Raw genomic sequence first — 12,898 nt, forward strand, 5'->3', positions numbered from 1 at the left:
TATCCTGCTGCTGAAAAATCCGGGCATTCTGACGCAGGGTGGTGCGCCACATATCGGGGCGCACCGTCATCTCATAGCGGGTCTGATGTTTGCCCGTGTTGCCCTGTACAAAGCAGGCAACCATGCCGGTGACGGTGCGCTCGACTTTGCCGGCGCGCAGAATGGTCAGGGTGGCGCGGGTATCGAGGACGGCGGCGAAATCAATCGCCGGGTCGGCACTGGCTAAACTGACCGTCAGGCTGAAGGGGGTTGACAGGGCTTCGGTGAGTGAAAACCGGGAGACGACAAAGGTCTCAGGCGGTAATCCGCCCGCCGTGAGGGTAAATTGCAGGCCGCTGGCGCTTTGAGTCGCTAGCCGGTCGGCAATGTGTTTGGCACTGGATAGTTTGGATAGATTTTTCTGGAATGACATCACGTCCCCGTTAATTATTCATAAGGATAGATACCGCCCGGACCTTTTGCCCGGCGACGTTTTGTGTGTAGTCATAAATAATCAAGTGGTGAAATGGACCATCTTGGAAAAATTGATAAAAAAATAATTAAACCATTTAGAACAATACAGGTTGCTTAGTCTGTTGCTGAAAGTCTTATGGATAACCTGCATTGAACAGGCAACCGGGGTTGTTATGTCATCGATTACCTTAAGGGAGAGTAAAGATAAAAATAATCAATCATTTTATCTGTTTAATATCCCACTAGAAAAATATAATAAAAAATGTACGGTGTCGCGTTTGTTTGATTGGCTAATATCCGATTAATTTTAAAAATGTGACATAAATCACGAATTTTTTGTGCGGTGCGGTTGTAACGCAGTGAGCGTTTCAAGCCTAACAGGCGAGAGTGGCTTGGTAGTAAAAAGCCAAAGGACCTTTTATTAACTCGACCTAATGATGTTTATATGGCAGCCAAAACCCAAAAGTGGAAAGCGGGTATACCTGTTGCCCTATCCCAATGGTTGTAGATCATTCTCATGGTATAGATCACACCGTCAAGGTTTCTGAAAAAATCTCCCGGCGTGATCCTCTGCCTATTATGATTGGCCGAAATTATGCACTAATCATAGCGCAAAGCTATCCATCACTTCATGGCGCAGTTCGTGATAACCTTCCTCATTAAAGCCATGTCTCCAGTAAGGGATGGCATATAGCTGGTGGCGTTCATAACCTTTTTCACGGCGAACATAGCGACGAAGCGCTTTTACCATTTTATCTTCACCGGCAAGCCAGAAAGTGACATTTTCTGTTGGTAATGACCAGGATTTGAACGTGGATACCATTTTGTCAGTCACTTCAACACCGCCAGTAATCCAGTGGATTGTTATTCCCTCTGGTTTTTTTAACTCCTGAATATCCTGTTCACTTTCGATACGAATAATCACCTGCCCAGCCGCGTCTGGTTTTATGGTTCCTAGTAGCGCCGCAATTGCAGGCAGGGAGCTTGGGTCGCCGGCCATATAATAGTTGCTGACTTTTGGCAGTAATGGATCAGGGCCTCCGGGGTTAGTGATGCCAATCCAGTCACCGATTTTGGCTCTGTGAGCAAATTCCACCGCCGGACCGCCATGGTCATGCAGTGCGAACTCAATATCGATCTCTTTTTGTTCGGAACGCAGAGCCCGGACAGTGTAAGCACGGGTAACCGGGCGTAGTTCTTTTGTCGGCCATATTGGGCCTTCTGGGGATAGAGTGGGTAAGATCGGTTTTATCTGCCCCGGAAGAGGTAAGAATATTTTTACCAGCCCGCCTTCGCATTCAGTGGGATAACTGTCCAAGTTTTCACTTTCGAAAGTAATGCTGCGCATATTGGGGGTTACGTCGAAAATTTTTTTTACCTGAACAAGCCTCGGGGGTGCAGGGCGGTAAATATTTTTCTCTTCAATTGTTTTATTAGCCACGTAAAATTCCTCTGGAAAATTTATTGAAGGTAATGATCTGATAAAGCGAAATGCAGTGTAACAGTAAATAACACAAATGCTAATCATTATCATTCAATAAGTTGCGCTGATGCCAGTAATTTGATTTATCTGTCTTTTCAGTCCAGTGATAATTGAATTTCTATTTCTGTACCACCATTTTTACGGTTTTTTATCTGTAATTGTCCACCGATGAGCGTGACTCTGTCTTGGATAATCGCCAGCCCAAATCTGTTTTTATCAATTGCAGTTAGATTGATGCCCCGGCCATTGTCACTGACAACAGCAATGACTTTGTCATCAAGAGGATAAATACGGATACTGATCCAGTTTGCATTGGAATGCTTGTAGCAATTGTTTAAACATTCCCGGATGATTTGGATTAAATGTTTACAGTAACTATCAGGGATGTGTTGATGTGTCAGGCGGTAATTGAATTCAATATTGAAGCCCAGACGATGGTTAAACTCGTTAATCAACGTCTGTAAAGATTCTTGCAGATGACATTGAGGCTGCTCGTTCCTAAAGGTTGCCAATAATTCTCTTAGTTGGCGGTAAGCGATATTCAACTCATCCTTAATCATATTGAGCGAGGTTAAACTTTGCTTGGATAAGTGATCACTACCGATATACAAGCAATTAACCTGAATCTTAAGGAAAGAGAGCGATTGGGCAATTGAATCATGGAGTTCTCGGGAAATAGCCGCTCTTTCTGCCGCTAAGATACTTTGATGGTGGCACTGGATTTGGTTTTCCCGTAACAGTTTATTCGTCATTAAGGCAACCACATTCTGAACCAGGCTTTTTTCATCGGGGGTCAAGTCACTATTTCTGTGTGTTTTTATCCAGAGTGTCCCATAGTTATCAATATTATCATCCAGACTCCATCTCATAATCAGAGGCATATCGAAATAGGGGCACTGGTGAGGATTGCGGAAGAAATATTCTTGTTGCGATGGATAAAAGATGATTTTGGCTTCACAGAAAGGGATCAGGCGATTGAGATGAGAAAAAATCTCCTGTAACTTTTCAGGAAGAAGTTTACAGTTTTGTAGTTTGAAATGGCTTTGACAAAGGAAATCCAAATGGCCATTTTTTTGTTTCAGTGCGTTAATTTCTGCTTTGTATCTTGAATGTTGCCATGCTTTGACAGGAACAGAGTTATGCACTACTTTTATCAGGAAATACACATTTGTAATGTTTAACATTATCAGCAACGGTAGAATTAAATCTTGAATAGACGGTTTATTGATCAATAACAGTGTGAAAAGTAAAAATAAATTTACAATAGAGTTGATTACAAACAACTTTTGGTTTGTGAAGAGAGAGTTATTTGAACTTGTTTTCATCAGGTTAAGATTCCGTTCTGCAATACTGATGAAAACTTTAGCTCAATTTATTAAATAGTGTTAACAATTACTTTAATTTCATTCCTGCTGCTGTCATCAGAAGGCGAAATAGCGTGGAGACAGCAAAAAGAGCCATCACACTGCAAAGCCAGATTATCGCCATCCAGCCTATCCGTTTCCATACGGAAGGGCGTTGGATGTTTTGATTAGTGGTAGCCTTGTTCATGGTTCACTTTCCCCCGGAAAACGTAGTAGCTCCAATAGGTATAAACTAGGATCACTGGGATGATCAGCAGGGCACCGACCAGCATAAAACCTAAACTTTGTGGTGGTGCCGCAGCGGCTTCATAACTGATCGCTGGTGGGATCAGGTTAGGCCAGATACTGATACCCAATCCACTGTAGCCAAGGAAAACCAGCAACAGCGCTAACAGAAACGGGGTGTAATGGGTTTTGCGTTTGATGGAACGCAATAGTTTCCAGCTGGACCATACTACTAACAGTGGTACAGGAAGGAAGAATAATAAATTAGGTAAGCTGAACCAGCGTTCCGCCATTGCCGGATGGATTAATGGTGTCCACAAACTGATAACGGTGATGACAGCCAGCATCAGCAGAATAAGTGGGCGGGCTACACGGTACATCGCCTGTTGCAGATGGCCTTCGGTTTTCATAATCAGCCAGCCGCAGCCTAACAGGGCGTAAGCCACGATGAGCCCAAAGCCACAGAATAGTGGGAAGGGGGAAAACCAGTCAAAATAGCCACCCGCATAAGCCCGGTTTTCAACAGGGAATCCCTGAATAAAAGCGCCAACCACAACCCCCTGAACGAACGTGGCAATCACAGAACCACCGATAAAGGCTTTATCCCAAATGTGACGATGTTCAGGGGCAGATTTGAAACGGAATTCAAAGGCGACACCACGAAATATCAGGCCAAATAACATTAATGTCAGGGGGATGGCCAGTGCATCAAGGATAACGGCATAAGCCAGAGGAAAAGCACCGAATAAACCTGCACCTCCAAGCACTAGCCAAGTTTCGTTACCATCCCAGACAGGGGCGACACTGTTCATCATTAAGTCACGGTCGCTGTCGCTTTTAACTGTGGGATAGAGCAGCCCAATCCCAAGATCAAAACCATCCATGACAATGTACATCATGGTGCTGAACACAATGATGATGAACCAGATTAACGGCAGATCAATACCCATTTTTTAACTCCTTTTCGGGGCCTTTGCGGATAAGTTTCATCATATAGGCGTAACCCACACCAAATACCGAACTATAAACCACGATAAACAGCAACAGGCTGATGCTCATATGTATCTCACCGTGTGCGGATACCGCGTCTTTGGTGCGTAACAGACCATAAACTACCCACGGTTGACGGCCTATTTCTGTGGTAAACCAGCCGGCAAGAATGGCGATCAGGCCGGAAGGTGCCATCAAGAACATAAAACGCAGGAAGGGTTTTGATTGGTAAAGCCGTTGCTTATAGCGCAGCCAGAGTCCCCAGCAACCGGCAATTATCATCAGCATACCCAGGCCGACCATCACTCTGAATGACCAGAAAACCATCAGGGCGTTTGGTCTGTCTTCCGGTGGAAACTCTTTAAGCGCAGGAACCTGTTTATCGATGCTGTGGGTCAAAATCAGGCTGGCGAGATAAGGGATCTCCACGGCATAACGTGTCTCTTCCCGTTCCATATCAGGAATACCAAACAGGATCAGCGGAGTCGCTTCACCGGGACGATTTTCCCAATGGCCTTCCATTGCCGCGATTTTGGCGGGTTGATGCTTGAGTGTGTTAAGACCGTGGGCATCACCAATCAACGCCTGCAAAGGCGCAATAATCAGGATCATCCACATCGACATGGATAGCATTTTTTTCATTGCTGTCGAGTCATTGCCTTTTAATAAATGCCATGCCGCTGAAGCTGCAATAAAGAATGCTGAGGCAAGGAATGCCGCGGTACACATGTGAGCCAGACGGTATGGAAAGGAGGGATTAAATATCACTGCCAGCCAATCGACGGGGACAACCTGATTATTGATAATTTCATGGCCTTGTGGGGTTTGCATCCAGCTATTGGAGGCCAGTATCCAAAAGGTGGATATCAGAGTACCCAACGCAACCATACAGGTGGCGAAAAAATGTAATTTTTTACCCACTCGGTTCCAGCCAAATAACATCACACCAAGAAAGCCTGCTTCAAGAAAGAACGCGGTCAGTACTTCGTAAGTCAGCAAGGGGCCGGTGATCGAACCGGCAAACTCGGAGAAAAAACTCCAGTTGGTGCCGAACTGATAAGCCATAACCAGGCCGGAAACCACTCCCATGCCGAAGTTAACTGCAAAAATTTTCGACCAGAAGTGATATAACGCTTTGTAATCGGTATGACGGGTTTTCAGCCATAATCCTTCCAGTACCGCTAAAAAACTTGCCAGCCCAATCGTGATTGCTGGAAAGATAATGTGAAAGGAGACCGTAAAAGCGAACTGAATTCTGGCCAGTTCCACAGCACTTAAGCCAAACATAGTGACCTCTTATTGTTGTTTGAATAAAGGCAGGAAATGTGTGTGGGTAAGTAAAACATGAAAAAAATAACTATAATAGTGACAGTTTTCTTTATATTGACTATAACAGTTTCTACGGAGGTCTGAATTTATGAAGCGTTATGAACAATTTGCTAAGCAAATTCTGCAACATATTGAAGATGGTACCTGGTTGGTAGGAGATAGATTACCCTCACTGAGGGAGTCAGTGAAATTATCGGGTTTGAGTTTGATGACAGTTGTTCAGTCGTATCAGTTATTGGAAAGTCAGGGATGGATCACTTCCCGACCTCAGTCTGGTTATTATGTCACCAATCGTTTGCAACCATTTGCGGCGGCGAAAGGGGGAAAGCGATTACATCTGAGCGAAAGCGTGGAAATAAGCGCTTCTATTTTTGATGTATTACAAGCGTGCAAAGATCCTTCGATTATTCCTTTTGGTTCAGCATTCCCGGATCCATCCTTATTGATTCAGCCTAAACTGACCAAAGCGTTAGCGGCAGTCGCCAGGCGAATAGCACCGCACAGCTCTTTAGCCAACTTACCTCCGGGTAACGATAAGTTACGCCGTAACATATCGCGCCGCTATGCGATGCATGGTATTCATGTTTCTCCTGATGAAATTGTGATTACTGCGGGTGCGATGGAATCACTGAGTTTCAGTTTGCAGTCAGTAACTGAGCCGGGTGATTGGGTGGTCATTGAATCGCCGGCTTTCTATGGTGCTTTGCAGGCAATTGAGCGTTTACGCTTAAAAGCGCTGGCAATAAAAACTGATCCGCAACACGGTATTGATTTAGATGCGTTGGAGGAGGTGCTGCAAAAGTATCCGGTAAAAGCCTGTTGGTTAATGACTCACTTCCAGAATCCATTAGGCGGAACGATGTCTGCCGAAAATAAATCACGGTTGGTGAATATCCTTAACCGTCACCAGGTGGTACTGATTGAAGATGATGTGTATGGTGAACTCTATTTCGATCAGCAACGGCCTGTACCGGCGAAAGCTCTGGACAGTGAAAGCAACTTTATGCACTGTGCTTCATTTTCCAAATGCCTGGCACCGGGATTCCGGGTGGGTTGGGTGGCGGCAGGAAAGCACGCCAGAAAAATCCAGCAGTTACAAATGATGAGTACCGTTTCTGCTAGCATACCGACGCAACTGGCTATTGCCGATTATCTTGCCGAAGGGGGATACGATAAACATTTGCGCCGTCTTCGCCGTGTATTGGAGCAACGTCAACACCAAATGCTACGGGCGATTGGCGACTATATGCCTGCATCAGTGAAAGTGAACCGCCCGAAAGGCGGATATTTCCTCTGGCTGGAATTTGAGCCATTGTTCAGTGCCGAGCGGCTTTATCAACTGGCATTGGCGGAAGGGATCAGTATTGCGCCTGGCAGTATGTTTTGTACCAGTCAACAGTTTAACCATGCCTTTCGTCTTAATGTCTCTTTTGATTGGAATGAGGAAATGGAACGTGCTACGCAGACTTTAGGCCATCTTTGCCATACTTTATTGGCTGAATGTGGGTAATAACTATAACGTATTGGGGTTTATGATAACCAGATAGCAGGACATGCTAGAAGTCAAGGACTGATTATCGTTACCAACAATGAAATGTTTTACATCGGAGATATTCATCATGGTGTCCACGATGCATTTGCGGACACCATTTTGTCAGTTATTTCACCATATCAACTTATTCTATACACAGTGTCTTTACTTTTCTTTCTTCTTGGTTGTCATATTGTCAATCCAATCTTCTAATGTTTCCTTCTGTATTTTCTCGAATGCGGGCCGCGCATTTCTCCATGCTTCGTAACTCAGTTGATATTCTGCTTGCGGTAGAAGGTAAGTAGATTGGAATTCGATAGTGCCTTTATTATCTTCTAAAGCGATTATTGAAAACTCAGACCAATATAAGAAGCATGATACACCTCTTGGCGAGGTGGTAAGCACGTTTTGTACGAAATTAGATCGAGTCTGCTTCTTACCCGCATAGGATAATGCAGCGAGAGCCAATTGTCTCAAGGGGATCCTCATCTGGCCTCTCTCCAGATAAGTTAAACCTTGGAAGCTTTCCAGGAAAGAGTTGATCAAAACATCCATATTACGGCTTTTTTGAACAACATTTTGTACGCTTTTTGATATTAAGGAAAGGATCGGTACACCCGATAATTCTTTTGTAAATGCAAAGAAGTGCTCTTTATTGCCTTTGCCTTCAGGATCTAACGCATTATAATCTGAAACTGCACGACATATATTCACTATCGTTTGCAGACCTTCGGTAACGCTTACCGGATATTTATATGATGTAGCAGATTGTTTTGCAAGTAGTGCATAATTTTCTGTAGCTGCGGCGTTAGCTGGACTTTGTACTTTGGAATAATCTTCAAGATTGGAAATATCTGTGAAAATGTTATCTGAACGTTGCCAATCTTTCAGCAACCTTGTTCCTCCTTTCTCAATATGTTCTATCCATTCTTGGGATTTTTTTACTGCGTAATCAGGATTGCTTAAGATATTTTCCATGATTTTTGTCCTTTATAAGTTTATTAAACTAGATATTGAATGTTAAAATATTGTTGAAAATAGGGAACGATATTGAGTCCTATTTGCAACAATGCCTATAATCTGTTTATAAAAATATTTTAATTTATGTTTTTAGTTTGGTTGTCATACAGTCAATTAAATATTCGGTTGATATTTTATTTTCTTTCTCGAATGCCGGCTTTACATTTTCCCATGATGCTTGACTGAGATTATATTCTGCCTGTGAAAGTTTATAGTTGGATGTGAATTTTATAGTACCTTTATTATTCACTCTCTTTATTGTTAATACAGAGGAATATAATATAATTGAAGCACCATTTGGGGATTTAATAAGAACGTATTGTACGAAATTAGATTGTCTTTCTTTCTCATCCGCATATGATAAAGCAGTATTAGTCAACGCTTTTAGATAGATTTTGATTGTAATTTTATCCTGAGGGGAGAGACCTTTAAAAGCTTGAACAAAAGAATCGATTAAGATATCGGTATTATGGCTTTGTTGAGTAATAATACTTGATTCTACCCACAGTAAAGAGAGAAATGGAGTATTCGCTATTTCTTTGGTGAATGCAATGAACTTCTGCGCATTGCCATTACCTTCTGGTTCTAAAGGATCATAGCCTGAAGCTATCCGGCATAAGTTGATGATAGTTTGCAAACCCTCCGTGACGCTGACCGGGTATTTATATGATGTAGCAGATTTCTTTGTAAATATGGTGTATTCATCTGTTGCTGCTACACTGGCTGGGCTTTGCACGTCAGAAAGATTTTCAGGTGCCGGGAAATGAGAAGAAATGTTATCGGGATATTCCTGTGTTTTCAGGTATCTTAGTTCTCCTGGTTTAATATACTCCAGCCACTCTTGAGCCTTTTTAAATTCATAATCAGGGCTGGTGAATATATTCTTCATGATTATTTTCCTTATAGATTTATATAATTAACTATTGAATGTTTATTTTTGATTTAGGTTAATTATGTATTTCAGGAAATATAATTTATTTTAGATCAATAAGATATCGTTTTATTTTGTGTGATAAATATATTTTCTGAAAGCCGGTAATATCTATGCCAATTGATAGAAATTGCATCTATGATATTTCCATAATAGTTTAAAAATACAATATGTAAAGTTTATTATCATAAAATTTGTTTTTAGGGTGCTTTATAAAAATAACCCTTTGTTATACAATTTGATAATGTATTTATATCTGCTCTGCTAATGATTTGCTTTATCATCAATTATATGTTGATTTGTTTTTTGTTTATATTGAGTTGAAATGAATAATTATAAGTAGGGATTGTTGTTGATTGTATTATCTTATTGGTTAAAATGCTTTTTGTCGTTTGGTTAATATGCCCGTTTATGCCCGGGCAGGATGGTATTTCTCATGATTAAATATACACAAGGTAATTTACTGGATGCCCCTGTAGAAGCATTGGTGAATACGGTCAATACTATGGGTGTCATGGGGAAAGGCATTGCCCTCATGTTCAAAGAGCGTTTTCCACTCAATATGCAGGCCTATGCCAAAGCTTGTAAGCAGAAGCAGGTAGTGACTGGAAAGATGTTCGTCACTGAAACCGGTGAGTTGATGGGGCCACACTGGATAGTCAATTTCCCCACCAAACAGCACTGGCGTGTTGACTCCAAAATAGAATGGATTGAAACCGGATTGCAGGATTTGCGCCTGTTTCTGATTGAAAACCAGGTGCGTTCCATTGCTATTCCACCGCTAGGTGCCGGTAATGGGGGACTGAACTGGCCTGAGGTGAAAACTCGGATTGAGAAAACCCTGTCCGATCTCCACGACACAGAAATTTTGATCTATGAGCCAACGGATAAATATCAAAATGTTGTCAAAAATACTGGGGTAAAAAAGTTAACGCCAGCCAGGGCGATGATCGCAGAACTTGTGCGGCGCTACTGGGTGTTAGGTATGGAATGCAGCCTGCTGGAAATTCAAAAGCTGGGGTGGTTGCTACAGCGCGCTATTGACCAGCATCATTTGGAAGATGTGTTAACGCTACGATTTGAGGCAAATTATTATGGCCCTCATGCCGCTAATCTGAATCATCTGCTAAATGCGTTGGATGGTAGTTATCTCAAAGCAGAAAAACGCATCTCAGATAGTCAGCCATTGGATGTAATCTGGTTTAACGATAGGGAAAGGGACTATGTGAGCGCTTACCTGCACAGTGAAGCCAAAAGCTGGTTACCTGCACTTGAACAGGTGAGCCAGTTAATTGATGGCTTTGAATCACCGTTTGGTATGGAGTTACTGGCTACGGTTGATTGGTTACTGGCTCGCGAAAATTGCCAGCCAACACTGATATCCGTGAAAGAGGGATTACATCACTGGCCTGCTGGTGAAAGGTGGGCGAATCGAAAATTGAAATTATTCGATGATGATAGCCTGCAATTTGCTATTGATCGGATAGTTAAGTTTCATTCCTGAATACTTAAGGGTAACTTTTTTTGAGCACCGTCGGCTAACATAAATGTGTCGTTGTCGAAGATTGAAAATAAGAATCCACGCAGTTGCGTGGATTTGAAGTGATTTATTCAGTCTGTGAAACACCGTGCGACGTTACGAGACATGAGTAATAATTTAAACATTAAACAAGAAATTCATCACATCGCCATCTTTAACGATATATTCCTTACCTTCTGAGCGCATTTTGCCGGCCTCTTTTGCGCCTTGTTCGCCTTTATAAGTGATGAAATCTGCAAAAGCGATAGTTTGCGCACGGATAAAGCCTTTTTCGAAATCAGTGTGGATCTTACCGGCAGCCTGTGGTGCGGTTGCGCCGACAGGGATTGTCCATGCCCGGACTTCTTTCACGCCGGCAGTGAAGTAAGTTTGCAGATTCAGTAACTGATAACCAGCCCGGATAACGCGGTTTAAACCGGGTTCTTCCAGACCAAGTTCAGCCATGAACTCTTCACGTTCATCATCTTCCAGCTCTGCGATATCGGCTTCTACCGCAGCACAAACAGGTACGACAACCGATCCCTCTTTTTCTGCGATTGCACGAACAATATCCAGATGAGGATTGTTTTCAAAACCATCTTCGTTGACGTTAGCAATGTACATCGTGGGTTTCAGCGTCAGGAAGCTCAAGTAGCGGATAGCGGCTTTCTCTTCAGCACTGAGATCCAATGCCCGCAACATACCGGCTTGTTCCAGATGCGGCAGGCATTTTTCCAGCGCTTCCAGTTCGGCTTTGGCATCTTTATCGCCACCTTTGGCTTTTTTCTGGACGCGATGAATGGCTCGCTCACAAGTGTCCAGATCGGAAAGGGCCAGTTCTGTATTGATGATCTCAATATCAGAGGCTGGGTCAACCTGACCGGAAACGTGAATGATATTGTCGTTGACGAAGCAACGCACAACATGGCCGATAGCTTCCGTTTCACGAATATTAGTCAGAAACTGGTTGCCCAGACCTTCACCTTTTGATGCGCCTTTCACCAGACCGGCAATATCGACGAATTCCATTGTGGTAGGCAGGATACGTTGAGGTTTTACAATTTGCGCCAGTTGCTCAAGCCGTGGATCGGGCATCGGTACTACACCGGTATTTGGTTCAATGGTGCAGAACGGGAAGTTTGCTGCTTCGATACCTGCTTTGGTCAGCGCATTGAATAATGTTGATTTCCCGACGTTAGGCAAGCCAACGATACCGCATTTGAATCCCATAAGTTTTCACCTTAAATTACTTATAAATCAAAAGGCTGGAGTAGCCTTTGTGATGAATCAGAAAAAAATTGGCGCCATTATACACGGAATGGCGAGCTATCACGATCCCGCAAATAGGATTTATCTATTCTGTGTCGTCAGGCACTGGCTTTGAAGCTGTGCAAGCGGTTGATCGCTTTATCTATACCTTGTTTCATTAGAATATCCGTGCAGCGCAGAGCTTCATCAATCGCGTCATCAATCAGCTTTTGTTCACTGGCTGGTGGTTTTCCCAGCACAAAGCCAATAACTTTATTTTTATCGCCTGGATGACCGATACCAATACGTAAGCGATAGAAGTTAGGATTATTGCCAAATTTGTTTTGAATATCTTTCAAACCATTATGACCGCCATGACTTCCGCCCAGCTTCATTTTTGCCACTCCCGGCGGTAAATCGAGTTCATCATGTGCCACCAGAATTTCATCTGGTTGGATTCGGTAAAAGGAGGCGAGGGCCGCGACAGATTTACCGCTGAGGTTCATAAATGTTGTCGGGACTAACAGACGAACATCATGGTCGCACATATTAATCCGGGCGGTGTAACCGAAAAATTTACTCTCTTCTTTCAATGGCTGATTGTGGCTCCGCGCCAGCAGGTCGAGGTACCAGGCCCCGGCGTTGTGCCGGGTTTGGGCATATTCAGCACCAAGATTAGCCAGACCAACAATTAATTTTATGTTACTCACTATTTTTCTTCACTTTTAACAGTAAAAACAATAAAGAGGGGTAGTTTACCTGTCAGGTGCGACGAGTACAAAGTTCAGTTTGAAAGCGAAGAAGT

12 protein-coding genes are annotated in these 12,898 nt (G+C 43.1%); 2 read left to right on the top strand and 10 right to left on the bottom strand.

The genetic code is table 11. From position 1 onward, the window contains the following. From C5471_RS05585 to C5471_RS05610, 6 genes are all read right to left on the bottom strand, one after another. Window positions 1-412 (bottom strand): contractile injection system protein, VgrG/Pvc8 family (locus C5471_RS05585; protein WP_278250145.1); only part of this gene is annotated, 412 nt, incomplete at its 3' end. A gap of 645 nt (window positions 413-1,057) precedes the next feature. After that, complete coding sequence (locus C5471_RS05590) at window positions 1,058-1,894, bottom strand: siderophore-interacting protein (protein ID WP_339959205.1); 837 nt, start codon at window positions 1,892-1,894, stop codon at window positions 1,058-1,060. 137 nt (window positions 1,895-2,031) lie between these two features. Further along, on the bottom strand, window positions 2,032-3,081 hold the full coding sequence (locus C5471_RS05595; RefSeq protein WP_339959206.1) for a histidine kinase: 1,050 nt from the start codon (window positions 3,079-3,081) through the stop codon (window positions 2,032-2,034). 247 nt (window positions 3,082-3,328) lie between these two features. Beyond that, on the bottom strand, window positions 3,329-3,487 hold the full coding sequence (locus C5471_RS05600) for a DUF2474 domain-containing protein (RefSeq protein ID WP_133813203.1): 159 nt from the start codon (window positions 3,485-3,487) through the stop codon (window positions 3,329-3,331). Continuing rightward, on the bottom strand, window positions 3,468-4,475 hold the full coding sequence (gene cydB / locus C5471_RS05605; RefSeq protein WP_133813202.1) for a cytochrome d ubiquinol oxidase subunit II: 1,008 nt from the start codon (window positions 4,473-4,475) through the stop codon (window positions 3,468-3,470). Before cydB ends, C5471_RS05600 begins: the two co-directional genes overlap by 20 nt. After that, window positions 4,465-5,802 carry a cytochrome ubiquinol oxidase subunit I gene (locus C5471_RS05610; RefSeq protein WP_133813201.1) on the bottom strand — a complete coding sequence of 446 codons (1,338 nt, stop codon included), beginning with the start codon at window positions 5,800-5,802 and terminating at the stop codon, window positions 4,465-4,467. The genes cydB and C5471_RS05610 overlap by 11 nt, the downstream gene beginning before the upstream one ends. A 130-nt stretch (window positions 5,803-5,932) precedes the next feature. On the opposite strand from C5471_RS05610, the gene C5471_RS05615 reads away from it, so the two are divergent. Next, complete coding sequence (locus tag C5471_RS05615; RefSeq protein WP_133813200.1) at window positions 5,933-7,354, top strand: aminotransferase-like domain-containing protein; 1,422 nt, start codon at window positions 5,933-5,935, stop codon at window positions 7,352-7,354. A 186-nt stretch (window positions 7,355-7,540) separates the two neighbouring features. Here C5471_RS05615 and C5471_RS05620 read toward each other — a convergent pair whose 3' ends face one another. Continuing rightward, complete coding sequence (locus C5471_RS05620) at window positions 7,541-8,353, bottom strand: hypothetical protein (protein ID WP_242688591.1); 813 nt, start codon at window positions 8,351-8,353, stop codon at window positions 7,541-7,543. 124 nt (window positions 8,354-8,477) lie between these two features. Next, complete coding sequence (locus C5471_RS05625; RefSeq protein ID WP_133813199.1) at window positions 8,478-9,284, bottom strand: hypothetical protein; 807 nt, start codon at window positions 9,282-9,284, stop codon at window positions 8,478-8,480. A 478-nt stretch (window positions 9,285-9,762) separates the two neighbouring features. Here C5471_RS05625 and darG point away from each other — a divergent pair, with 478 nt between their 5' ends. Continuing rightward, the gene (gene darG / locus C5471_RS05630; RefSeq protein ID WP_133813198.1) at window positions 9,763-10,830 is read left to right on the top strand and encodes a type II toxin-antitoxin system antitoxin DNA ADP-ribosyl glycohydrolase DarG; all 1,068 of its coding nucleotides are present in this window, start codon (window positions 9,763-9,765) and stop codon (window positions 10,828-10,830) included. Window positions 10,831-10,983: 153 nt separating this feature from the next. Here darG and ychF read toward each other — a convergent pair whose 3' ends face one another. Both ychF and pth read right to left on the bottom strand, forming a co-directional pair. Continuing rightward, window positions 10,984-12,075 carry a redox-regulated ATPase YchF gene (gene ychF, locus C5471_RS05635; protein WP_133813197.1) on the bottom strand — a complete coding sequence of 364 codons (1,092 nt, stop codon included), beginning with the start codon at window positions 12,073-12,075 and terminating at the stop codon, window positions 10,984-10,986. A 137-nt stretch (window positions 12,076-12,212) separates the two neighbouring features. Next, a complete protein-coding gene (gene pth, locus C5471_RS05640) occupies window positions 12,213-12,803 on the bottom strand; it encodes an aminoacyl-tRNA hydrolase (RefSeq protein WP_133813196.1) in 591 nt (196 codons plus the stop codon). Between the last annotated feature and the right edge of the window lie 95 nt (window positions 12,804-12,898).

Source organism: Photorhabdus tasmaniensis, from assembly GCF_011189505.1.
Lineage (GTDB): Bacteria > Pseudomonadota > Gammaproteobacteria > Enterobacterales > Enterobacteriaceae > Photorhabdus > Photorhabdus tasmaniensis.

What these genes read in the sequence shown, in the direction of transcription:
- cydB (WP_133813202.1), bottom strand. Translation starts at nt 4,475, where the DNA reads ATGGGTATTGATCTGCCGTTAATCTGGTTCATCATCATTGTGTTCAGC.
- C5471_RS05610 (WP_133813201.1), bottom strand. Translation starts at nt 5,802, where the DNA reads ATGTTTGGCTTAAGTGCTGTGGAACTGGCCAGAATTCAGTTCGCTTTT.
- C5471_RS05625 (WP_133813199.1), bottom strand. Translation starts at nt 9,284, where the DNA reads ATGAAGAATATATTCACCAGCCCTGATTATGAATTTAAAAAGGCTCAA.
- darG (WP_133813198.1), top strand. Translation starts at nt 9,763, where the DNA reads ATGATTAAATATACACAAGGTAATTTACTGGATGCCCCTGTAGAAGCA.
- C5471_RS05600 (WP_133813203.1), bottom strand. Translation starts at nt 3,487, where the DNA reads ATGAACAAGGCTACCACTAATCAAAACATCCAACGCCCTTCCGTATGG.
- C5471_RS05620 (WP_242688591.1), bottom strand. Translation starts at nt 8,353, where the DNA reads ATGGAAAATATCTTAAGCAATCCTGATTACGCAGTAAAAAAATCCCAA.
- ychF (WP_133813197.1), bottom strand. Translation starts at nt 12,075, where the DNA reads ATGGGATTCAAATGCGGTATCGTTGGCTTGCCTAACGTCGGGAAATCA.
- C5471_RS05615 (WP_133813200.1), top strand. Translation starts at nt 5,933, where the DNA reads ATGAAGCGTTATGAACAATTTGCTAAGCAAATTCTGCAACATATTGAA.